Here is a 23,231-nt window from a genome sequence, read left to right as displayed (position 1 = left end):
AATAAAATTCACTTTCAAAATCAGATAAAAATGCAAATACTAAATAACCTAAAACAGTACATCAAGTCACGAAAAAATCCATTAAGCCGCTTTCTATATACGTTTATTGTTAGAGTACCTTTTATATCGTTACCAGCACCCAAAATATTATTTAAACCACTTTTATTGACTCATCTTTTTATTAGAAATGCCATTAGAAAATTATTAATTTTTTTTTACTGGAAACCACTCTTTATGCAATTACTTGAATCAAAACCCAAATACTTTAAGCTAGAAATAACTTTGCCCTTTGTATTAGGTTATCCTAGTATTACATTAGGCGAAAACTGTATTATCAATGGTAGAAATGTAATCGTAGGACGCTCCAGCCCTAATGTAAGACCCAGATTATCAATAGGGAATAATGTTTATATTGGTTATAACGCCGAGTTTTATATCGGCAATGAAATCGTTATTGGCGATAATTGTTTGATCGGTGAAGGATGTATTTTAAGAGGGTATTCCGGACACTCTTCTAATCCCATGAGTAGAAAGGCTCGTCTTCCAGATGAAGAAGATAGTGTCGCAGCGGTTATTCTTGAAAATAACGTATGGCTTTGTCAAGATGTTAAAATATTGCCGGGTGTACATATTGGAGAAAATAGTGTTATTGGCACTGGAAGTGTCGTTACCAAAGATATACCACCCAATGTATTAGCTGCGGGAGTGCCGGCAATAGTGATTAAAAGTTTGAGCAACACTGACAAAACATTGAAATGATTAATGCGTTTTTGGAGTAAATATACAGACAATACTTGAAGGGACTATATATGAAACTTTTAGTGACAGGAGCAACTGGCTATATAGGCAGTCATTTTTGCGTATCAGCACTTCAAAATCACCATGAATTGATTATGGTTGATGATTTATCAAATAGCTCCATAAAGACACTAAATGCAATCGAGACTTTGAGCCAAAAAAAATGTAATTTTGTGCAACTCGATTTATGTGATGAACAATCAGTAGCTCGATTTATTACTAAAAACCAAGACATTGATGTTGTCGTTCATCTTGCAGCTAAAAAAAATGTTTATGATTCAATACATCAACCGCTGAATTATTACCGAGATAATGTCATCGCGAGTTTTTTCTTATTGAACGCATTACAAAAAAACAATATCAATAAATTTCTATTTTCCTCTACAGCTGCTGTTTATATAGATGCGGGAGATAAACTTTATAAAGAGACATTTCCAGTGTGTAATCCATCCTCTCCTTATAGTCATTCAAAATTCATGTTTGAAACCATGCTAAATGACTATTGTCGTGCTGAAAAAAAATTTTCAGCCATATCGCTACGCTATTTTAACGTGGCCGGAGCACATCCCTCTGCATTGCTTGGCGAATCATTATTAAACAGTTCGGGGATCTTCCCAGAGCTGCTTAAAGTGGCAACGAAACGAAAAGAATATTTAAATATCTATGGTAATGACTACCCTACCCCTGATGGTACAGCAATTAGAGATTATATTCATGTTATGGATCTGATTCAGGGACATCTGGATGCATTAAAGTATTTAGACGCTCATTCAGGGTTTGATGTATTTAATTTAGGACGTGGCGAGGGCAGCTCAGTATTGAATTTAGTCAACACTCTGGAAAATGAACTTCATACTAAGATCCCATATCATTTTAAACCACGCCGTCAAGGAGACTTGTGCTCCGTGATTGCCGATCCAGGCAAAGCCAACCAATTGCTAGGTTGGCATGCCAAATATACAATAAAAGATATTATTCATGATGCTTGGCAATACTCAAACACACCTCATTTTTAACGCTTGACCTATTTTGCATATTCCCAAGAAAAAACTAAACTCAATGTATAAAGAGCATAAGATATGGATTACAGTCATCATATGAAGTATCCATAATTGAAAAAGGAGTTTGTCATACTTTATGAAACATGGAACCAATCATGATAGAAATAATTCATGATTTAGAAGAATTAAAATTTTTGGCCTCAAGCTGGAATGAATTAGCCAAACGATTCAAAAATCCCTTATTGCTTAATGAGTGGTTCGCTGCATGTGCTGCGACTTATCAACCTGAACAGCTTCAAATTATTGTCAGTAAATCAAGTAAAGGAATCGATGCAATTGCACCACTTGTTTTAGTGAAAAATCATGGCATAAAAAGATTAGAATTATTAGGTTCATTCTTGTATGAACCAAGTGGATTGATTTACAGAAATGAAAAAACACTTCAAGAATTAATTGAGTTTATTATTAAATTAAAAGTTCCTATTATTCTAACAGGCTTAAGATCGGATTCATTAGAGGTTTCCACCTTACTAAAGATGAATAAAAAGGGATGCTTTGTTCTGAAGCGAGATGGATTTTTGTCTCCGGTGCTGTCAATTAATACCTCCTGGAATTTATTTCAGACAAATTTATCTTCCACCAAAAAATATAATCTTCGGCGTAAAAGAAAAAATGCAGAAGCTCAAGTTGGCAAGATAGAAGTTGAAGAAATAACCCCGTCCATTTCGAAATTGCCTTATTATTTTAATTTGTTTACTCAAATTGAAGCATCGGGCTGGAAGGGAAGAAATGGTACCGCTATTTTGTGTGATAGCCGAATGCAGAAATTCTTATCTCTTTACTGTGAAGAAAAGGCAAAACAAGGCGCTTTGAAATTCTTTTTTTTAAAAATTAATCATAAAATTGCAGGAGCGTTATTACGCATTAAAGATTTTAACCGTCTATGGTCCATAAAAACTGCGTACAATGAAGCCTATGCAAAATATTCTCCAGGAGTACTTCTTGAGTATGAAGCAATACGATACTCGTTTGAACAAGGTCTGGAAGCCCTTGAGTTTCTTGGCCAGGATGATCCTTGGAAAAACTATTGGACTAATGACAAACATCAGTATCTAACGATCAGAATTTATCCATTTACCTTGATGGGGCAAATGAGTTTAGGCTTGGATGGGTTCTTTTTTTTAATGAATAAATTATTCCAGCGAGCAAAAAAATAAAGCGATTTATTTTTCTATTTACTGCGGAGAAAATAAAGCATGAATGGTCGCATAGAAATAACTGTTGGAGACCAAGCCAAGCAGCTGTTGAATGATATTGAATTTATAAAAAAATGGTCAATTTTATATGATTCCTGTTTGTATGGCACTGTATATCAATCTCCTGATTTCGTCTGCTCTTGGTATGAAGTATATGATTCTGAATGGCAACCGGTGCTGGTTACTTCCTGGAACAAAGACAATGACCTCACTGCTTTATGGACTCTTGCTTTTTCCTTAAAAACGAACACACTTGCTCATGCCGGAACGATTCAAGCAGAATATCATGCCTGGTTAGCAGTACCTGAAGTATCTGATTGGTTTATAAGAACGGCATGGTTTGCATTGAAAAATCAATTTAGATTTTCAATACTAAAATTTACCTATCTTCCGCCATCTCTTCTTCATATTCTTCAGTCAATCCCCGAGATAACTTATAATCTTATTGTGCGGAAAAAGAATAGGCCTTTAATCCAATTAAATGCCAATGAATTGAACAAGTCTTTTATGAAAAAGAAAAATAAAAGCAAATTGAATCATCTCAAAAAATTAGGGGAGTTGAAGTTTTTAAAAATTACTGAATTGGTTGAGTTAGAGCGAGTTTTCCCTGAGTTAATAAATTATTATGATTTTCGTCAAGGTGCACTTCATCAAGTTACTCCTTTTCGAGATGACGACAAAAAACGCTCTTTCTTAACACATTTATTTGTCTCTGCTCCTGATAAAATCAGCATTACAGTAACTTATCTTAACAATACTCCTATTGCTGCCATGATAGGAATGATTAGCAACAAGATGGTACACTTGGATTTGTTACTCAGCTCTCCATTTTTAGCAGAATATTCACCTGGAAAATTGCATCTAATGCAATTAGGCGAGTACCTTATTAGCCAGGGCTATCAACAGTTTGATCTAACTCCTGGAGATGATCCTTGGAAAGAGCGTTTTGCCAATGCGCATGATGAAGTTGCTGAAGTTATCCTTTATAAATCCTCCTTTTTACGTTTCTTTGTAACGCTTTTTGATGGTTTGAAAAAGCTGTTAAAACCTTATAAGAGCTCTTTAAATAAAGTTAGATCCTTTATTCATAAGGTATCCAGTCTATGCTTTGCAAAATTAATTTATAGAATAAAAAATTGGATTAAAGAAGATAACGAAATGTGTATCTACTTATTTGAGCGGCCTTCTGCACCGAGTTTTAAATCTGATGAACGAGTCAAATGCAATTCAATATCTGATTTACTCCATTGTGAACCATGGCACAATCAATATGTTTTTTTATCAACCGCATTAAAACGATTCAACGCAAAGGAATATATCTATACTATGGCTATTGATAATTACCTTGCAATTTATATTTGGATGGCGAAGAACTGCAGGTTTTTTTCTATTTTCCAATATTCAGTTACTATTCCTGAAAAAAGCATTGTATTTTATGACGCGTCGATACATCCAAAATTTAGAAGAAACGGTCTTTATAAAATAATGCTTGCTCATATGATACATGAAGCATTTACTTTCAAAGACATTAAATCTATTTATGTTTTTGTTTTAGCAAGTAATTTACCGTTCCGCGATGCTATAGAAAAAACAGGTTTTCAATATCGAAGTTCAATTTTTATGCGAAGAAGATTCGGTTTTGTAAAGAAATGGATGAATAAACCACTATAAAACTTAATTAAGATAGATAAGAATTAAACGGTTTACAATAACCCATTATTTTAATTTATTGTATTTATTAAATAATCTTGTCTTTGGAGATGAATCAATGAGCAACCTAATTAAAGGTGAGAATTATAAATTGAATAATCCTGCTTTTATTTTAGGTTTGTTTGATGCAGGCCTCGCTGTGGTACATCTTCTGTCAGATGCCAAAGTTAATGTTATCGGTTTCTCAACTTTTTCTTCGGGTGAAATCGGGGTACACACACGAAAATGCAAGGTTCATCAGATCCCCTATCCCATAGGACGTGAAGATACACTATTAAAATTTCTTCTCAAGTTTACAAAGGATAATAACTGGACCGGCCTCTGTCGCCCAGTACTCTTTCCTACTACAGATCTATTTGTCTATTGGATAGCAGAAAATGAAGACATACTAAAAAAGTATTTTTTATTTGAGCAACCCTCAAAGGAAATAACCCTTCTCTTCAAAAATAAAAATGTACAGAGTCAATTAGCGTTAAATGCAGGTTTAAACATACCTTGGACAAGGGAAATCAAAAATCATGATGATTTTAAGCGTTTAGAAAAGCTTAGTTTCCCTTTATTAGTAAAAGGGGCTGACTCAACTACCTGGAAAAAAAATATTCAAGAAAAAGGAATAGAAATTTCGAGTAAAACGGATCTTGAACCGCTAGTCCGCGAGCTTTTGAAAACGCAACAAAGTGTTATTATCCAAGAGATAATTCCAGGCCCAGAGTCTAATTTAATAGAGGTTTCTATGATAGCCACCCAACAAGGTGACATAATAAGCTCTATTACCGTACGAAAAATTCATCAGTTTCCCAGGAAATATGGCACAGGTTGTTTGGTTGAAGAAAGTTTCTTCCCAGAGATAGAAGAGCTAGCCATAAAATTTGTTCAAAAGAATAGGTTAAGCGGAATTTTAAATATGGAATTTAAATTAAATGAAAAAAATGGATTAGCTTATTATATTGAAACCAACCTTAGAAGTTGGGATCAAATTGGGATCACTCGATGTATTGGTGGTAACTTCCCCTATCTCCAGTTTCAATTTCTAACCGATACAAAACTTCCGTTTTCCTATAAGAAGTGTTCTAAATGTTCCCCCATTACTTGGATTGATCTTGTTAGTGAAGCAACCTTAATATTTCAAGAACCAAACAAATGGAACGCATTTTTTACTTTTTTACAACGATGGAGAAAAAGTGCTGTAATAAACACTTGGTATTGGAATGATCCTGTCCCTTTCATAAAAAAATGGAGTTTCCCCCACAAAATTCATTCTTTGCTTCAGTTTATTTGGAACCATAGTTTCGCTAAATTTCATAAATCTTAATAGTACTGATTGAATCAAACGGCACAAATATTTTTTTAAATCCATAATTTTTTTAATTTTCTAAAAGAAAATATAGGCTTGGAATAAACATCAATTAACACAGCATTTGAGCCAAATTTTGAAATGGTGTGCATTCCTTGTTTTCCCAAAGGCGGTTGAATTTCGCAACAAAACTCTTCTTGAAAAGATGTAGGGCTAAGGGATTTAATTCGATTAACCATAATGGATTTCCCATACCTACCCGCGCAGTTTTGCGAAGGTCGATAAATTATATCATCTATAATGAACGGCGTTCCTGCTGGTCGACTGGACCTAATATCACATTTTACTGGATTAAGTGCATGTTGTTGCCAGGAGCCTGTTAGTGTTTTAGAGTACCAAATGAACAGATGGGAGTTATCTCCCATTTCTTTATGGGTACAAAATAACCACCAATAATCCTTACTATACATAATTGTTATATCAACGGCGGGGAAATCATGTATCAAAATAGTTTTTTTATACCATTTTCCAGTGTTTGCTCGCTTCCAGAGTGACACTTCGTTCGATGCAGAAGACTCCGGGATACAATAAAGCGCTCCATTTTCACAGATGAGATAAGGATAAGATAGGTGTCCTGGAGTTTCCAAGATATTATCTTCGCCCTGAAATTCCCTTCCATTATCCCATTTTAAATAGGAGATTTTCCCTTCTTCTTGTATTTGATCAAATTTTTCAAATAATATTAATCCCGTTCCCTCTTCATAGGGAGATACTCCAAAAGGATCGGCCATAAAATATTTCTTTAGGTCAGAATTAATATATTTTATTAAATGTTCATCTATTGATGTTGTTTGAACAAAAGATTCAATTGGCTTTTCAATAACACCAATTCGCCAACTCATCATTGTAATTTTAGGGTGTGTTACAAGCCAGGAATAAATACGACTGCTTAAATGAAAAAAATATTTTAACATGTCGCCATTATTGGGTTTTGTTTTTATAGCTACTTTTTTTTCTTGAAATGGATAATTGCGAACAATATCTGTATTAGAATGAATTAGTTCTTGGCAAACTCGTTTTGGGAAATAGGTAGTACTTAAGAGGACTCTATCCAGATTAGTTCTGTAAGTCCCTTTGCAACTGAACAGGCTACAAAATAACTCTCCTTTATGCAGTATGTAGCCTCTATCGAGATCTTCAGTCAAACGTTGCAATGTGACCGTAATTGAATCGCTTTTATTGAACGTTTCCCAAAAGGCCGGAGGTAATTCCCCATCATATTCAGGAGCCCCATAATGAAATCTCCAAACCCCATATTTTGCAGCATTCAAAATTTCACCTTTTAAAATGCTGTCTTCAAAATGCAATATAAAATCTAAATCTCTTATCTTAAGATTTTTTAAGTCTTCATCATCACAATAAATAGTTTGTGTCCTACGATTAAAAGAGCGAAATTTAATTTTTTTTATTTCAGTATTTTGCAAGGTACTGCTCATATCTCTAGGAACCATAGCTTTTAATTTTGGTAAGACTAGATACTTATAGAACAACATCCAGAATAAAAATCGAGAATTTTTTAAAAGATAACGCCACTTACTCATCCTCTTTTGTTTATATTCGGGAACGATGATAAGTGCCAATTCAGCATGCTCATAATCAAGCAGCTGAGTTAAACAATTCGCTTGCCAGGTTGGAAAAATTGTTGGGCTGGTACTAATTACTGCAAATTTTAAACAACCATATCCTTTAGGTACCATTAATTTATTTTCAGAAATTAGTAATTTATAAGATATAATAGTCTAGAAAAAACAGGATCACCACAGCACCGTGTCTAAATATCTTGGGGGTTATTATTTAGTAGATATTGATAAATGTGCTCAACGATACGTCCGGCGGCCTTTCCATCACCATAAGGAGAGATCCCTGCAGACAAAGCCTGGTTTAATGGCTTATTTTCAAGAAGATCTGTTACTATCTTAACAATATCTTCCGTCTGAGTTCCTGCTAATACGGCCAGTCCAGCCTTAACCACAAGGGCTCGCTCAGTCCTGTTTCTTAAAATGACTACCGGCTTTTTCAAGATAGGCGCTTCCTCTTGGATTCCACCCGAATCCGTCAAAATTAATTCTGAGTCATTTAGCAGATGAATAAATTGTTCATAGTTTAGTGGTTCAATTAGATGAACATTACTTATATTATTTAATAAATCAAAGACTATCGCTTGTACACTTGGGTTAGGATGTACCGGCCAAACAAAGTGATATTTACTAAATTTCTGGGAGAGCAATTTAATGGCGTTACAAATATTTTGCAGATTCCGCCCTATATTTTCTCGGCGATGAGCAGTAATTACGACAAGGTTGGACCACTGCTCAAATATAGGTTGATGCGGTTTCTTTTGAATAATCCAATTGATGGTATCAATCACTGGATTTCCTGTAATAAAGATACTTTTCGGATTGATATTTTCTTTTAAAAGATTGTTTTGCTCCTCAATAGAAGATGCAAAATTTAATGTTGCTAATTTAGAGGTTAAAGCTCGAAACATTTCTTCTGGAAATGGCTCTTTATTATTATAAGTTCTCAGTCCGGCTTCAATATGGCCGTAATTGATATGGTGATAAAATGCTATAAGCGCAGCAACAAAAACACTGGTCGTGTCTCCAACAGCTAAAAGCATATCCATCCGATTTGTTTTCATCCACGTATCAAATTTTTGAACTAACTCCTGGGTTAGATCGCCCAAGGATTGATTGGCTTTCATACTGTTAAAATCAATATCAGGTGCAATATGAAACAAGTCAAACATATCATCAATTAATTTACGGTGTTGAGCTGTATTGATGACAAATACATTTGCCCAGTCCTTTGCTTTTAGTTCATGAATTACAGGAGCCATTTTAATCAATTCCGGGCGGGTTCCAACAATGCAAGCAACAGAATATTTTTTTTTATTGTTCATAATGGTTGCACCTAACTGGCTGATTGGGCATTTAGCCTATGCTAAACGGCCTTATTAAAAACATTTTTTGCCTCGACCTTGGATTTTTCGTAATTCGAATTTTAATCAACTAAAATAACCTGTTAATAAAAAAGCGGTTCCCGAGGTAGATAACTGAATAGTTAAGTTATCTAATCCGTGACTACTAAAAGCCTCTGCCACAGCACCAATTAACCCAGTTACTATTGCTATCCATAGAGCAGTATGCCATGGTAGCGCCCAAAATAGTAATAGGAAAAAAGAAACGACGATACTCGCTAAAGCCACTGCAAAACTTCCTTCAAGACTGCGTATTGCAGGTACTCCAAACAAGGATGGAACAGTAAATTTATGACGCCCCCAACGACAGCCAATGAGCTCACCCATGGCATCGCCCCAACCACAGACAAAAATACCCAGGGCAGCAAAAGCTCCAAAAAAAAGATTGCTTAAATATCCACCTAAGGCCGTCATGATTAAGGGGGTTAACACCAAAACGGAACGGCGAGGATGGTCTTGTGGCCTGGCTATTGCCTCATAAAAAGGATAGCTTTCACCGCGCATCAGGGCGTAGAGTATAAAACAGCTGACATAAATTCCAAATAAAATTACCAGTGCTAGTCCATATACTAATTGGATAAAACCGGCCATATTAAATATTAATAGATGGAATAACTTACGGGTAGAACCAACAGGCCAATGTCTGGTCGTCCTAAGCATTCCTACTAATTGCGAGGTTATAAAGGTATATACAAGAAATACAGGGGAAAGTAATATTATGTGTCTAATTACTGTAGATTGGCTGTAATAATTATGTTCAGATAAACGGTTAATCCATTGAAAAGAGTCCGTCAAAAAAATTAAGCTTACTAACATACCCATAGCGAAGGAAAGAATAAAAAGGGTTATGAGGTGCCATTTCTTTTTCATTGTGTTTTCAATTCTTTTTTATATTCCAATTTTTACATTCTGCTGTTTGTTACATAAAATTGTTAACAAACCGCAAATCTCACTGAGCCTTTGGTAAGCTGGCATTAGTTGCCATTGTTATCGGCAGTAATAGCAAAAGATATGATGACTGTTACCGTAGGGCGTGTTGACATTTGGTGTCGATTCGCTCACCTCAAATTTCCTCCGTGGCTAGTTCCTGAATCTTCTACATATCGCTATAGATGTGCTCATGCGACAGGTCTTGCCACGAGGAAGTTCCTTTAATTATGGAGACAGGTTTCACAAAGATGAGACTCTTTCGATTTAGCAAACAAGTTCGACCATTCCTCTACCGTCTTTTCAACCATTTCCGTAAAATCCGCGTCATCATGCGGCTTGAAGAAATCGCGAGCACGTCCATAAACTGAATTAGTTGCCTCAGCACGACTTTCATCTGATTCAGGCCGCTCTAATATGATTTGGAATATCTTTTCAAACCGCACAACATTATCTTTTCCAGATGTAGGGCTTAGCATTAAGTCGAAAATCTGTTTTATTCCATCAGGAATTGTTACCGGCTCAGAAAAATATTTTATTGGTACTGTCTCAGAAAAGAATTTTACAGACCAACGCCCGTTTGAATCGCCAACTGGGACAGGGGTAAATAGACTTTTTTCATTGATTAATAGATGTAACGAATCGTAAAGTCGATTACAGTTTGTTTTACCTAATTGGCGAGCAACCAACCGACAGAGCAATGTATTTTTGGGGAGTACATATTCTTTGACCTTTTTAGAGCCGCCAATAAAAATATTTTTTACTTCGTTATCTGTTGCAGCCCGATCATCCTCTTTAAGCGCTCGCTCGTTATCCAACCTTTTTTTAATTTCTAAAGCAATATCTTCGGGTAAGTACCAGTCTGGGGTCTTGATACCTTCAGAACCCGGCGCATTCTGTCCAGCATGTTCATGATGATGACGGCTCATATACAGATCGGCCACTAAGGAAACAAAACGAATGCGATTTTTTTTATCATTAAGCTCATCAAATACAGGCCAACATCCATAGAGTTCTTTATAAAGAATCATCGCATCAGTATGAATAATTTCTATGGCTTTTCTATCCTTGCCACTCACACACGATCCATAAGAATGCCCCCCAACAGTCAAAATAATTAACTGCTCCAGAGAGCTCAAAAATAATTCCCTGCCCGCATAATCAAAAATAGTTGCGGTCCCTGTAGCTGACTCTAAGACACTTTTATATTGCTCCAGAAGCGTCTTTAGGCCTGGAGTCGAAGAAACATATTTCTCCGCAACAGCCAATAAATTCAAACTGTCTTTATCATTTGACTGGGTATAATAGAGTCGTTTTGCTAAATTGTAGGGATGATTGTTCTGGAGAATCGTTTGTGTCGCTGCGCGTCGCTCTACCGCTGCCCGTGCTAATTTATACAGCTCTAAATCTGGGGGTAAGGTGGGCAAATAATCGGTAATCCACGTCGGCACATAATCGGCAGCATGAATCGGACTAATCAGAGTTTGCAATATTGCAAGTTGATCCGGTTCCGCATACTCCATCACTTTCGCCAAATTCGAATCGATATGGCGTTGTTGCACCGCTTGAGGCCATGTTAATCCATCTCGGGTTGCAACATGACTGGATCGATATCGCTTCTTTGACAGCTCACGAAATGTCCCATCCTGACTCACTGCTAATAAACTATGAACAGCATAATTGGCCGGCAAAGGCAGCGTTCGATGACGACTTGATAAATAAGTAACTGCATCTTCGACTCGTTCGCAACCTTTCAGTACATGTTCCAAAAAAAACTGTTGATGCTCGGACAATACCCAATACCATTGTGGAATACTTGAAATGCCTCCCACCGTAGCAGAACACTCCTTCTTAAAGCTTTCTGAGAAGATTAGCTTCTTAAACTTGCTTAAGTTGTAATCCAAGTTCGATGGGTCTAGTGCCAAGACTCGCATCATTTCTTGCAAATGCGGGCTCAATTCATTAAACCAGGCAGGAAGTGGTAAAGAGTTCGTAGCAATTTGTTTCAGATCGACATTTAAATTAATCGCTCTTTTTTTTATTAATGCCCATTCGATTAAAAAACTATTAAAGTCCTGTACGACTTCTATATGACTGCTAATGGTACGATTCAGATTACAAAAATACGCTTGTTGAAACTCTTCAAGCTTATGAACCCAAGATGGAGTTTTTGGATACTTGTACGCCTTTATTTGTTTTAATTCATTTATAAATTGCTCATAGTATGGAGGAAGTGATTCGTCGATCTGAAGAATGTAATCGTCATCATTCAGCTTCATGGGCGTTAATGTTGCCAGATCGTAGCGACCTTTACGCATTAATTCATATTGTTCTGCTTCATTCAATAACTCAATTGCTTCTTTAATGGAAGTACCCCACCCCAAAGCAATAAGTTCAATTAATTTTGCAGTGTATTTTTCTAATTCCTTATGCAACTCATCCATTGATCCTTTTGCATGTAAAGCTTCTTCTTCGCATTCGTCCACATACTCCTCTAAGGTGCTTTTGAGCAAAAAGCTGCTTTGCGAGGCTAATGGATAAGCATCAAGAAGAAAGGAAAACGCCTTATGGAGACTATTAACCCGACGCACGAAACTGCGGTGATTATCAGGTTTCTTGTGGTAAGTTTCTAGAATATAGCCAGGAAAGCGAATTGCTAAGGCTTGGAGTAATTCAGCTGATAATTCGGTACCATGAGGTACACGTAAAATAATTCCTTTTCCCATCGATTAATTTCCTTAACGACTTACCTCGGTTTAAAATACTCCCTTAGGATGATTCAAAAAGAGGTTATATTAGTCCTAATCTCTTCGTTATTATTGTATAAATAATTCCATGAAACAATTACAATAATCACTTAATTTGATAAAAATAATAAAAAGGAGTTTGTTAATGAGCTACATTGTACAACATTATATTGGTGGACAATTAACCAACGAAACAAATGCAACGAGCCATCCTATCTATAACCCAGCGTTAGGCGAAGTAATCGGTCAAGTTCATTTTGCATCTAAAACACTGTGCGATAAAACGATCGCTACCGCCAAAGAAGCTGGAACAGAATGGGCACAAACTCCTGCAATAAAAAGAGCACGAATTCTTTTTAAATTCCGCGATTTATTAGAAAAAAATCAATTGGATCTGGCACGGATCGTTACTCGTGAACATGGCAAGACTTTAGATGATGCAAAAGGTTCTGTAGCACGCGCTATTGAAGTAGTGGAATTACATTGCGGTCTGGTCAATCAACTTAAAGGAGATTTTTCTGCGGATGTAACCAATGGAATTGACTGCCATACGTTACGTCAACCAATAGGTGTTTGTGCTGGTGTTTCTCCTTTTAATTTCCCTGTTATGGTTCCGGTGTGGATGATGATTCCTGCGATTGCTTGTGGCAACACATTCATCTTAAAACCTTCTGAACAGGACCCTTCCGCCCCAGTTCGTCTGCTGGAATTATTAAGTGATGCAGGATTGCCTCCTGGTGTTGCCAATTGCTTACATGGTGATAAAACAACCGTAGATCATTTGCTAGCTCATCCGGATATCGCCGCCTTTACTGCCGTTGCATCTACACCTGTTGCGCAACATATTTATGCTACAGCAACAGCTCATGGAAAACGTGCCCATACATTTGGTGGTGCTAAAAATCATTGCATCGTGATGCCTGATGCCGATCTCGATCAAGCTGCTTCTGCAATTGTGGGTGCGGCTTACGGTTCTGCAGGTGAGCGATGCATGGCGATATCTGTTGTTGTGACTGTAGGTGATCACACCGCTGATGCCTTAATTGAAAAAATGACACCACAAATTAAAGCGACTCGGATCAACGCGGGTGATGTACCTGGCACTGATATGGGGCCATTGATTAGTGGACCACATCGAGAAAAAGTACTCGCAGCTGTCGATAAAGGGATAAGCGAGGGTGCCAAATTAATTATTGATGGTAGAACATTTAAACATTCTGAACATCCACAAGGTTTCTTCATGGGACCGTGCCTGTTTGATCATGTTCATGAACATATGTCCATTTATCAGAATGAAATTTTTGGGCCAGTCCTCGTGATTGTTCGTGCGGATAATTTTGAAGAAGCACTCGCTTTGGTGAATAGAAATCAATACGGCAATGGAACAGCAATTTTCACACGCGATGGATTTAGTGCACGCGAATACAGCCAGCGTGTACAAGTTGGGATGGTAGGAATTAACATACCAATTCCTGTTCCTATTGCAAATCATCCATTTGGCGGTTGGAAACATTCGTCTTTTGGTGACACCAACATGCACGGACAAGAAAGCGTCAATTTCTATACTCGACGCAAAACTGTCACCAGCAAATGGCCTGTTAGTGAAATCAAAGAAAGTGCTTTTATCATGCCAACGCATGATTAAAAATTGGAAAATTAATGTAGCCAGGGTGAAGGCGAAGCCTTGATTCCCACTATCATTAAGTAAGCTGTCATTCCCGCGCAACCGGGAATGACATAAGTCTTAAGGCTACATTTTACATACAGGGAGAACTCAATGGCAAAAATAGGCTTTGTGGGACTGGGGCATATGGGATTACCCATGGCAATTAATCTTGTTAAAGCAGGACATCAGGTCACGGGATATGACATACAACAAACTGCCTTGCAACACTTTTCCCTATCCGGTGGCCTTATCGCGCAAAATGCTCAGGAAATTGCTAAAGAAAAAGATGTATTGATTACGATGTTGCAAAATGGACAACAAGTATTGAACGTTTGTCATGGCAGTAATGGATTGTTCCAAGCAGCAAAAAAAGGAGCTTTATTTATTGATTGCTCCACCATTGACGTCAACAGTTCACGTGAACTACATCATCTGGCCAAACAATACCACCTCCAGGTTGTTGATGCACCAGTGTCCGGTGGAGTTGCCGGGGCAGGAGCAGCTACATTAACGTTTATGGTTGGTGGCGAAGAACAAGCGTTCCAAGCTGCGCAACCTATTTTAGCAGCGATGGGACAAAAAATAATTCATACTGGCAGTGCAGGAAGCGGGCAAGCAGCAAAAATATGTAATAACATGATCCTGGGGATCTCCATGATTGCCATCTCAGAAGCGTTTGCCCTTGCAGAACAACTGCAATTGTCTCCTCAAAAACTATTTGAAGTAGTAACTAATGCATCCGGACAATGCTGGGCAATGAGCAAGTATGCTCCTGTTCCAGGAGTATTGGAAAACGTCCCTGCGAACAACGAGTACAAACCTGGATTTGCTGCAGCAATGATGCTTAAGGATCTGTTACTCAGCCAAGATTCAGCTCAGTCGGTCAATGTGAAAACTCCTTTGGGAGCTAAAGCTACAACTCTTTATCAGCATTTTATTGACCAGGGTCTGGGCGATTATGATTTTTCAGCAATTATTAAACTAATTTCCCAAGGTACAGAGGTATAACATGCATTCTCATTTGCTCAATCCTAAATTAACGCCAACAGAAGATTCAATAAGTGAGTTTTGGTCTGAAGTAGCCCAACAAACTGTTGATTGGCTTAAGCCTTGGGATACAGTGCTCACCGGCGGGTTAAAACATGGTGATGTGACGTGGTTCAAAGGTGGAACATTGAATGTCAGTAGTAACTGTTTAGACAGACACTTACCCCACAAAGCAAATCAACCAGCAATTATCTGGGAAGGAGATGATCCAAGTCAGCATAAAATACTGAGCTTTGCTGAACTCCATGCCGAAGTGTGTCGGATGAGCAATGTGCTCAAGCAGTTAAAAGTAAAAAAAGGAGATAAAGTAGCCATCTATTTGCCGATGATTCCTGAGGCAGCAATTGCCATGCTGGCATGCACACGGATTGGCGCCATACATACGGTAATCTTTGCTGGATTTTCAGCTCATGCATTAAGACAACGCATACTTGCTTCTGAATGTGTCTGCCTAATCACCGCAAACCATTTTAATCGGGGTGGTAAGTTGGTTGGATTAAAGGAACAGGTTGACGAGGCATGCAGTGATTTATCATTACAAAGACTGCTCATCAAAACGAGTGATGATCCTGTTGCTATTGATAAGAATAAGGATTATTGGTGGCATGAGCTCAAAGAACAAGTAAGTGCAGACTGTGATCCAGAACCCATGGATGCAGAAGACCCTCTTTTCATATTGTACACATCAGGCAGTACGGGCCAGCCCAAGGGAGTAGTCCACACCACCGGCGGCTACCTGGTGCAAACAGCATATACACATCAATTAATTTTTAATTGCCAACCCGATGAAGTATTTTGGTGTACCGCAGATATAGGATGGGTTACAGGGCATAGTTATGTAGTATATGGTCCTCTTTGTAATGGAGTTACAACTCTAATATATGAAGGAATTCCAACCTGGCCAGATTTCTCGCGGAATTGGCAAATCATTGATAAGCATCAGGTGAATGTATTTTATACAGCACCCACCGCCATACGCGCCTTAATGCGTGCCGGCGATGACTGGTTGGCCTCCAGCTCACGAGGTTCGTTACGCTTACTTGGCTCTGTTGGGGAACCCATTAATCCCGAAGCATGGCAATGGTATTATCAAAAAATAGGTCAAAACAGATGCCCAATTGTGGATACCTGGTGGCAAACAGAAACAGGGGCTGTGATGATTAGTCCCAGAGCTGATGATTCAATTAATAAACCCGGTTCGGCACGCCAACCTATTCCAGGCATCATTCCTGTATTACTCAATGAAAATGGCCACGAAATAACCGGAGCAGGTGAAGGTTTTTTAGCAATAAAATATCCCTGGCCGTCTATGGCGAGGACCATCGCTGGTGATCATCAACGCTATTGTATGACGTATTTACATCATGGTTATTACATTACTGGTGATGGTGCAAGACGAGATGAGGATGGTGATTATTGGATTACCGGTCGGGTGGATGATGTAATCAATGTTTCAGGGCACCGCTTGGGTACAGCAGAAATCGAAAGTGCGCTTGTGAGTCACCCTGCCGTCGCTGAAGCAGCGGTAGTAGGCATCCCCCATGATCTTAAAGGCCAGGGTATTTATGCCTATGTCGTTTTAAAACAAGATATCACCGCAGATGAGAGCTTAAAAGCTCAGTTAATCCGACAGGTCAATAAAGAAATAAGCCCTATTGCAAAACCCGATATAATCCATATCGTCAATGATTTACCTAAAACACGTTCGGGTAAAATCATGCGCCGTATTTTGCGCAAAATTGCAGGAAAAGAAATACAAAGCCTGGAAGAATTAGGGGATATATCCACTTTAGCAAATCCACAAATCGTGGAGAAATTATGGAGGGAGTCGAGTCAATTCTAATGAATTCATTTCTTCATTAAACGCAGCCTTGGTGAAGGCACAGCCGTAAGCCAAGGATTCCGCTGCTCAGACCTGGGATTACGGCTGAGGCCCTTCATCCAGGCTACCTTTTCTCGCGCTCAAAATTTGTGAATTTTTGATCAAATTGTCAAGTAAATGAAAAAAATGTATTGCTTTACACTCAAAATACGCTTAAAATTAGTGACGTTTTAGCTATAGGTCAGATCCCCTAAAATGCAAGAAATCCCGGATTATTTTGATTTTTCGCAGCTGTCCTTGGAGGAAATAGCCAATTTACTCCAACGTTTTAGCGTGCGCCTAACTCCTGATGAAGCCCTCACCATACAGAATTCCCTTTTAAAACGACCACCTACTTATGCAGAATGCATTTTATGGTCTATTCAGGGATCCGAACATTGTTCTTATAAAAGTAGCCGCAAACATCTTAACCAGTTCAATACCAAAGCCCCCCACGTCATTCTAGGTCCCAAAGAGGATGCTGGAATTGTTGCAGTAGCGACGGATAAACAAAACAGACGTTACGGCATTGTGGTGAGCCATGAATCGCATAATCATCCCTCTCAGCTGGTACCTTTCGAAGGTGCAGCAACTGGTGTGGGTGGAAATGTACGCGATGTTTGCTGTATGGGAGCGGAAGTAATTGCAGTAGCGGATAGTTTACGTTTTGGCGATATTGAGCGCCCAAAAACGAAATGGATAAATCAAGGAGTAGTTCAAGGAATTGCGGGTTATGCGAATCCCCTTGGCATCCCTAATTTAGGTGGTGATACTTATTACGATGAAGCCTACAATGAAAATTGTCTGGTCACTGTCGTTACTTTAGGTGTAGTCAGAGAAGATCAGATCATCCATTCTTATGCTCCATCCAATGCAGAGGGTTATCAGTTTATATTGGTTGGTAAGCCCACAGATAATAGCGGCTTTGGCGGTGCGGCGTTTGCTTCCGCAACACTGAGCGAAGAACAACAAGAGCAAAATAAGGGAGCGGTCCAGGAGCCTAACGCGTTCTTACAACGACATATTCTTAAAGCCAATTACGCCATGTTTGAATTCCTGCGCGAACACAATCTCATTGATCGCGTTGGCTTCAAAGATCTGGGGGCAGGAGGAATTGCTTGCGCCAGCGTTGAATTGGCGGAAGCCAGTGGCTATGGGGCAGAAATCAATCTTGACCTGGTGCCAACCAGCATGAATAATTTATTACCCGCAGTGGTCCTTTGTTCTGAAACACAGGAACGCTTTATGTGGGTTGTTCCTCAAGAACTGGTTGATACCTTCTTAAAACATTATAACGAACGATTTGCCCTTCCAGAACTCTGCGATGGTGCACAAGCCACTGTGGTGGGAACAATAAGAAACGATGGCTTATATGTTGTTAAAGCCCAAGGAAAAGAAATAGTCTCTGCGCGAGCAGAGGACATTACTAAAGGGATTCTTTATGATCGTCCTTATAGCGCGAAACCAAACACTCATAGCGAACCAGGGCATATTACAGTGGGCAATTTCAATAAACAATTATTGGATTTACTTGCTCATGAAAACATAGCTTCCCGCGCTCCAATCTATGAAAGTTATGACAAACAAGTTCAAGGTCGCTCGGTCGTTGAACCAGGATGGGCGGATGCCGGGGTAATTGCTCCATTTAATGAAGATAAATATCCGCAAGAAATTCAGTGTACTGGTGTCGCCTTATCCGTCGATCATAATCCGCGTTATAACAAAATTGATGCATATTGGGGTGCAGTTAATGCTGTTGTCGAATCAGTACGCAACATCGTTGCCGTAGGCGCCTGGCCTCTTGCTCTAACTGATTGCCTGTGTTTTGGTAATCCTGAAAATCCCGAACAAATGGGCGAGTTTGTTGATGCAGTACGCGGCATAGTCGATGCATGCTCTGCAGTAAAAATGTTTGCCGATCGCAATGTGACCCTACCCATTATATCGGGGAATGTGTCGCTTTATAATGAGTCAGCTCAAGGTGCCATTCCACCGAGTCCGATTATCAGTTGCATTGGTGCAATCAACGATTATTCCAAAACACTTACCTATGACTTCAAGCAGCCTAATTCGGTTCTTTTAATGATTGGCGAACGCAAAGATGAATGTGGTGGCAGTGTGTATTACCAATTGCACAACCAACTAGGCAGCCAACTACCTAAACCCAATCTTGCTTCATTTGCTGATGAAGTCAGCGCCATACATGCCGCCATGCAAGCTGGGCTGGTGTTATCAGCACACGATATCTCTGAAGGCGGTATTGCAGTTGCTCTTGCAGAAATGAGCTTTAAAAATGAAATTGGGGTGAATGTTTTTATTCCTGGTGATTTAACCACGGATAAAAAACTGTTCTCAGAAAGCGGTGGTTTTATCCTCGAGGTCTCGCTGGAACAATTAAGCGCACTGGAACAAATATTCCATAATTATTCTGTATCTTTTCAACCCATAGGTGAAACAACAGCAACCCCAACCCTGTTAATCAATTCGGTTATCAATCTATCAATCAGTGCAGCCAAAACTGCCTGGGAAAATGGTTTAGTTGAGAGGCTCATATAATGTCAATTATTGATTACAAAGCTGCAGGTGTAGATATAGAAGCAGGAAATGAAGCAGTTCGTAGTATTAAAAAAGCGGTAGAAAGCACCTTTTCACCGCAAGTTCTTACCGGGATCGGCAGCTTCGGTGCTATGTATGATCTCAAAAACCTGCTGCAAGATTATGAGCATCCCGTTCTCGTGCAAAGTATTGATGGTGTAGGCACCAAAATGATGGTCGCCAAAATGATGCAAAAATTCGATACCATCGGGATTGATTTAGTCAGCGCCACCACGAATGACATTATTGTTTTGGGAGCAAAACCACTAACTCTCCTTGATTACATTGCAAACGACAAATTAAAACCCGAAATTATCGAGCAGATCATTAATGGCATGGTCAAAGCCTGCAAAGAAAACCATATTTCTTTAGTTGGCGGCGAAACGGCTGAAATGCCCGGTACCTACTTGCCAGGCGAGCTAGATTTGGTTGGTATCATTACTGGCGTTGTCGAAAAAGATAAAGCGATTGAAGGCAAAACCATTTGTGAAGGAGATCTCGTAGTCACTTTTCCTTCAAGTGGTTTACATACTAATGGGTATTCATTGGCAAGAAAGTTGCTTTTTGATGTTGCTGGTTACAAAGTAGAATCTCAATTTGAAGATTTTTCTCAGAGCATTGGTGAAGAACTCTTAACACCGCATCTGAATTATACCAGACCCATTTTAAGTATTTTGGAAAAAAACATCCCTGTTAAAGGAATGGCACACATCACAGGTGGTGGGTTACTGGAAAATATCCCCCGTATTTTACCCAAACAATGTGGTGTTGAAATTTATAAAAAACAGATTCCTGAACTAGCTATATTTAATCTATTGCGTAAGTTAGGAAATCTGGATGATGAACACATGTATCGTACTTTTAATATGGGTGCAGGTTTAGTTCTTTTTATAGCACCAGATACATTATCGGCTGTTCGCGAAGTACTCCGCGATTTTCCTTCCTTCCCTCTTTATGAAATCGGACGCGTAGTAAAAGGAGATCAAAAGGTGAGGCTGTTATGATACGTATTGGCTTAATTCAATTTCCAGGCTCCAATTGTGAACGCGAAACCGCGCTTGCCGTAAAACGGGTCGGAATGGAACCTGTTGAGTTTTTGTGGAATGAATCTTTAGAAAAACTACGTAATCTGGACGGGTATATCCTAATCGGCGGTTTTTCCTATGAAGATCGCTCTCGTGCAGGAATCATCGCCGCACTTGATCCCGTGATTCAAGAAATCAAAGCCCAAAGCGAACAAGGAAAGCCCGTATTAGGAATCTGCAATGGCGCACAAATACTTGTTGAATCAGGTCTAGTACCAGGCTTAAATCATCATGAAATCAGCATGGCACTCACAGAAAATAAGCGTATTGCCCATGGAAAAATTGTTGGCACAGGCTTTTATAATGCCTGGGTGCATATGCGCTTGGCGGAAAACCATCAACATAATGCGTTTACTCGCCATCTAACGACTCAAGATTTTATTCATCTGCCTATAGCTCACGCCCAAGGACGTTTTCTTATGCCAGACTCCTTGTTGAAAGAGATAGAACAACACGGTTTAAATTTGTTTCAATATTGTGATGCCCAAGGCCATATCAGTGATAATTTCCCGATTAATCCAAATGGCTCTGCAGGCAATATTGCGGCAATTACCAACCATGCTGGCAATGTCATGGCCATGATGCCACATCCTGAGCGCACGAAAAATGGTGATCCTATTTTTGCTTCAATGCGTGATTATATAGAAGAACATTATCGCAGCCTGGATGAAAGTAAAACCGAACCGATGAGTCCAAAATGCTCACTAACATTAGATCCCGCGAACAAGTCGCGAGACGTCGTGGACGGAATGGCGGTCAACTTCAAAAACTTCAGCAAAACTCCAAGCAGTCAGATCTGCCTTGTCAAACTGATTATCACCGATAATCAAGCCTTGACCGTACAAAAAACGCTAAGACGCTTAGGTTTTCCAGTAACCGTAAATCGTTTTGAACACTGGGAGGTTGACTGTGACTCGGCAGAGAGTTTCGCGCAGCTCAAAAAAACCGGCCTTTTATATTCTGATCGCAAAGAACGAGAAGTTTCTTTAAACGAACTGGGCGCGCCAAATACTTTGGCTTATCTTGTTCGCGCAAAAGAAGACTTAAAAGGGCAGCAAACATTACAAACTCTTAATACCCACTATGCAGTACCTAAAATCAATACAATAAATCATGGTGTTCTATGGCAATTTACCAGCGATGAAACCAATGTCTCTGCGTTAATAGACCATATTTTATTAACTCACATTATCGGGAACCCTTATGCTCATGAATGCTACCGCTACGACCACTCATTATGACAATGAAATTCGAGAAGCCTTAGCTTTTTGCCTGGACCAAACCAATTTGCCTGTGGGCAAAAAATATCAAGGAAAAGTAAGAGACTCGTATGATTTGGGTGATACCATCATGCTGGTTACAACAGATAGACTCACCGCCTTTGATCGACATCTTGCATTGATTCCTTATAAAGGTGCCGTACTTAATTTAACCAGTGCATGGTGGTTTGAACAAACCAAAAATCTTGTCCCGAATCACATCATTGCAGTTCCCGATCCGAATGTCGTTATTGCCAAAAAATGCACCGTTTTCCCGATTGAGTTTGTAGTCCGAGGGTACATTAGTGGTACCACGAGCACTTCTTTATGGACTCAGTATCAAAATGGGGTACGTGAATATTGTGGAATTACTTTTCCTGAAGGATTAAGAAAAAATCAAAAACTGGAGCAACCTGTTTTAACCCCAACGACTAAAGAAAAAATTCATGATCGACCTATCTCGCCTGCGGAAATTATTGCAGATGGATGGATGTCTGAAGAAGATTGGTTAGAAGCAAGTGCACTAGCCCTAAAACTTTATCAACGTGGTACTGAAATCGCTAAAGAAAATGGTTTGATTTTAGTAGATACTAAATACGAATTTGGCCGCGATGCCGATGGAAAAATTATAGTAGTAGATGAAATTCATACTCCTGATTCCAGTCGCTATTGGCTGGCTGACAGCTATCAAGCACGCATTGCCGAGGGCTTAGAACCAGAAAATATTGATAAAGAGTTCTTGAGACTATGGTTTGCAAAAAATTCAGACCCTTATCACGATGAGCAACTTCCTCAAGCACCACAAGAATTAATTGAAGAACTTTCCTCACGTTATATTCAGTTGTATGAACGTATCACAGGTAAAAAATTCAGTTTTGTAGAACATAAAGAACCTGTGGAGCAACGGATCATGCGCCATGTTGCAAATTATTTAAGGTAGTGCAA

16 protein-coding genes are annotated in these 23,231 nt (G+C 38.9%); 12 read left to right on the top strand and 4 right to left on the bottom strand.

Translation table 11 applies throughout. The annotated features are described in order from the left end of the window. Positions 1–30: 30 nt before the first annotated feature. The 5 genes from BW930_RS06160 to BW930_RS06140 all read left to right on the top strand — a co-directional run bounded on the left by BW930_RS06160 (position 31) and on the right by BW930_RS06140 (position 6,077). Positions 31–759: an acyltransferase gene (locus tag BW930_RS06160; RefSeq protein WP_058467335.1), complete on the top strand. Its 729-nt coding sequence runs from the start codon at positions 31–33 to the stop codon at positions 757–759. Positions 760–809: 50 nt separating this feature from the next. Then, positions 810–1,814 (top strand): UDP-glucose 4-epimerase GalE, encoded by a 1,005-nt coding sequence (gene galE, locus BW930_RS06155; protein WP_058467334.1) that lies wholly within the window; start codon positions 810–812, stop codon positions 1,812–1,814. 140 nt (positions 1,815–1,954) lie between these two features. Beyond that, a complete protein-coding gene (locus tag BW930_RS06150; RefSeq protein ID WP_162262995.1) occupies positions 1,955–3,016 on the top strand; it encodes a GNAT family N-acetyltransferase in 1,062 nt (353 codons plus the stop codon). A 39-nt stretch (positions 3,017–3,055) separates the two neighbouring features. After that, positions 3,056–4,726, top strand: coding sequence for a GNAT family N-acetyltransferase (locus BW930_RS06145; RefSeq protein ID WP_058467332.1), 1,671 nt, complete (start codon positions 3,056–3,058; stop codon positions 4,724–4,726). A gap of 130 nt (positions 4,727–4,856) precedes the next feature. Further along, complete coding sequence (locus BW930_RS06140) at positions 4,857–6,077, top strand: hypothetical protein (RefSeq protein WP_131756819.1); 1,221 nt, start codon at positions 4,857–4,859, stop codon at positions 6,075–6,077. Positions 6,078–6,112: 35 nt separating this feature from the next. Here the strand turns inward: BW930_RS06140 and BW930_RS06135 are convergent, their stop codons facing one another. The 4 genes from BW930_RS06135 to BW930_RS06120 form a co-directional block, all read right to left on the bottom strand. Beyond that, complete coding sequence (locus BW930_RS06135; RefSeq protein ID WP_058467330.1) at positions 6,113–7,816, bottom strand: glucosamine inositolphosphorylceramide transferase family protein; 1,704 nt, start codon at positions 7,814–7,816, stop codon at positions 6,113–6,115. Positions 7,817–7,890: 74 nt separating this feature from the next. Further along, entirely contained in the window at positions 7,891–9,021 is a 1,131-nt protein-coding gene (wecB, locus tag BW930_RS06130; RefSeq protein ID WP_058467329.1) for a non-hydrolyzing UDP-N-acetylglucosamine 2-epimerase, read from the bottom strand. A gap of 105 nt (positions 9,022–9,126) precedes the next feature. Next, positions 9,127–9,969: a diacylglycerol/polyprenol kinase family protein gene (locus BW930_RS06125; protein ID WP_202972259.1), complete on the bottom strand. Its 843-nt coding sequence runs from the start codon at positions 9,967–9,969 to the stop codon at positions 9,127–9,129. 281 nt (positions 9,970–10,250) lie between these two features. Next, a complete protein-coding gene (locus BW930_RS06120) occupies positions 10,251–12,752 on the bottom strand; it encodes a hypothetical protein (protein WP_058467328.1) in 2,502 nt (833 codons plus the stop codon). 166 nt (positions 12,753–12,918) lie between these two features. Between BW930_RS06120 and BW930_RS06115 the strand changes: the two genes are divergently transcribed. The 7 genes from BW930_RS06115 (at position 12,919) to BW930_RS06085 (ending at position 23,226) form a co-directional block, all read left to right on the top strand. Beyond that, a complete protein-coding gene (locus BW930_RS06115; RefSeq protein ID WP_058467327.1) occupies positions 12,919–14,418 on the top strand; it encodes a CoA-acylating methylmalonate-semialdehyde dehydrogenase in 1,500 nt (499 codons plus the stop codon). Between the two features lie 132 nt (positions 14,419–14,550). Beyond that, the gene (gene mmsB, locus BW930_RS06110; RefSeq protein WP_058467326.1) at positions 14,551–15,447 is read left to right on the top strand and encodes a 3-hydroxyisobutyrate dehydrogenase; all 897 of its coding nucleotides are present in this window, start codon (positions 14,551–14,553) and stop codon (positions 15,445–15,447) included. A gap of 1 nt (position 15,448) precedes the next feature. After that, positions 15,449–17,329 (top strand): acetate--CoA ligase, encoded by a 1,881-nt coding sequence (gene acs / locus BW930_RS06105; RefSeq protein ID WP_058467325.1) that lies wholly within the window; start codon positions 15,449–15,451, stop codon positions 17,327–17,329. A gap of 234 nt (positions 17,330–17,563) precedes the next feature. After that, the gene (gene purL / locus BW930_RS06100; protein ID WP_058467324.1) at positions 17,564–19,903 is read left to right on the top strand and encodes a phosphoribosylformylglycinamidine synthase subunit PurL; all 2,340 of its coding nucleotides are present in this window, start codon (positions 17,564–17,566) and stop codon (positions 19,901–19,903) included. Beyond that, a complete protein-coding gene (purM, locus tag BW930_RS06095) occupies positions 19,903–20,946 on the top strand; it encodes a phosphoribosylformylglycinamidine cyclo-ligase (RefSeq protein ID WP_058467323.1) in 1,044 nt (347 codons plus the stop codon). Before purL ends, purM begins: the two co-directional genes overlap by 1 nt. Beyond that, positions 20,943–22,268, top strand: a complete 1,326-nt coding sequence (gene purQ, locus BW930_RS06090; RefSeq protein WP_058467322.1) for a phosphoribosylformylglycinamidine synthase I — start codon at positions 20,943–20,945, stop codon at positions 22,266–22,268. The genes purM and purQ overlap by 4 nt, the downstream gene beginning before the upstream one ends. Next, positions 22,231–23,226 carry a phosphoribosylaminoimidazolesuccinocarboxamide synthase gene (locus BW930_RS06085; protein WP_058467321.1) on the top strand — a complete coding sequence of 332 codons (996 nt, stop codon included), beginning with the start codon at positions 22,231–22,233 and terminating at the stop codon, positions 23,224–23,226. The genes purQ and BW930_RS06085 overlap by 38 nt, the downstream gene beginning before the upstream one ends. Positions 23,227–23,231 lie beyond the last annotated feature (5 nt).

This window comes from Fluoribacter gormanii (assembly GCF_900156395.1).
In the GTDB taxonomy this organism is placed as follows: Bacteria; Pseudomonadota; Gammaproteobacteria; order Legionellales; family Legionellaceae; genus Legionella; species Legionella gormanii.
This window is presented reverse-complemented; position numbering and strand designations above follow the sequence as displayed.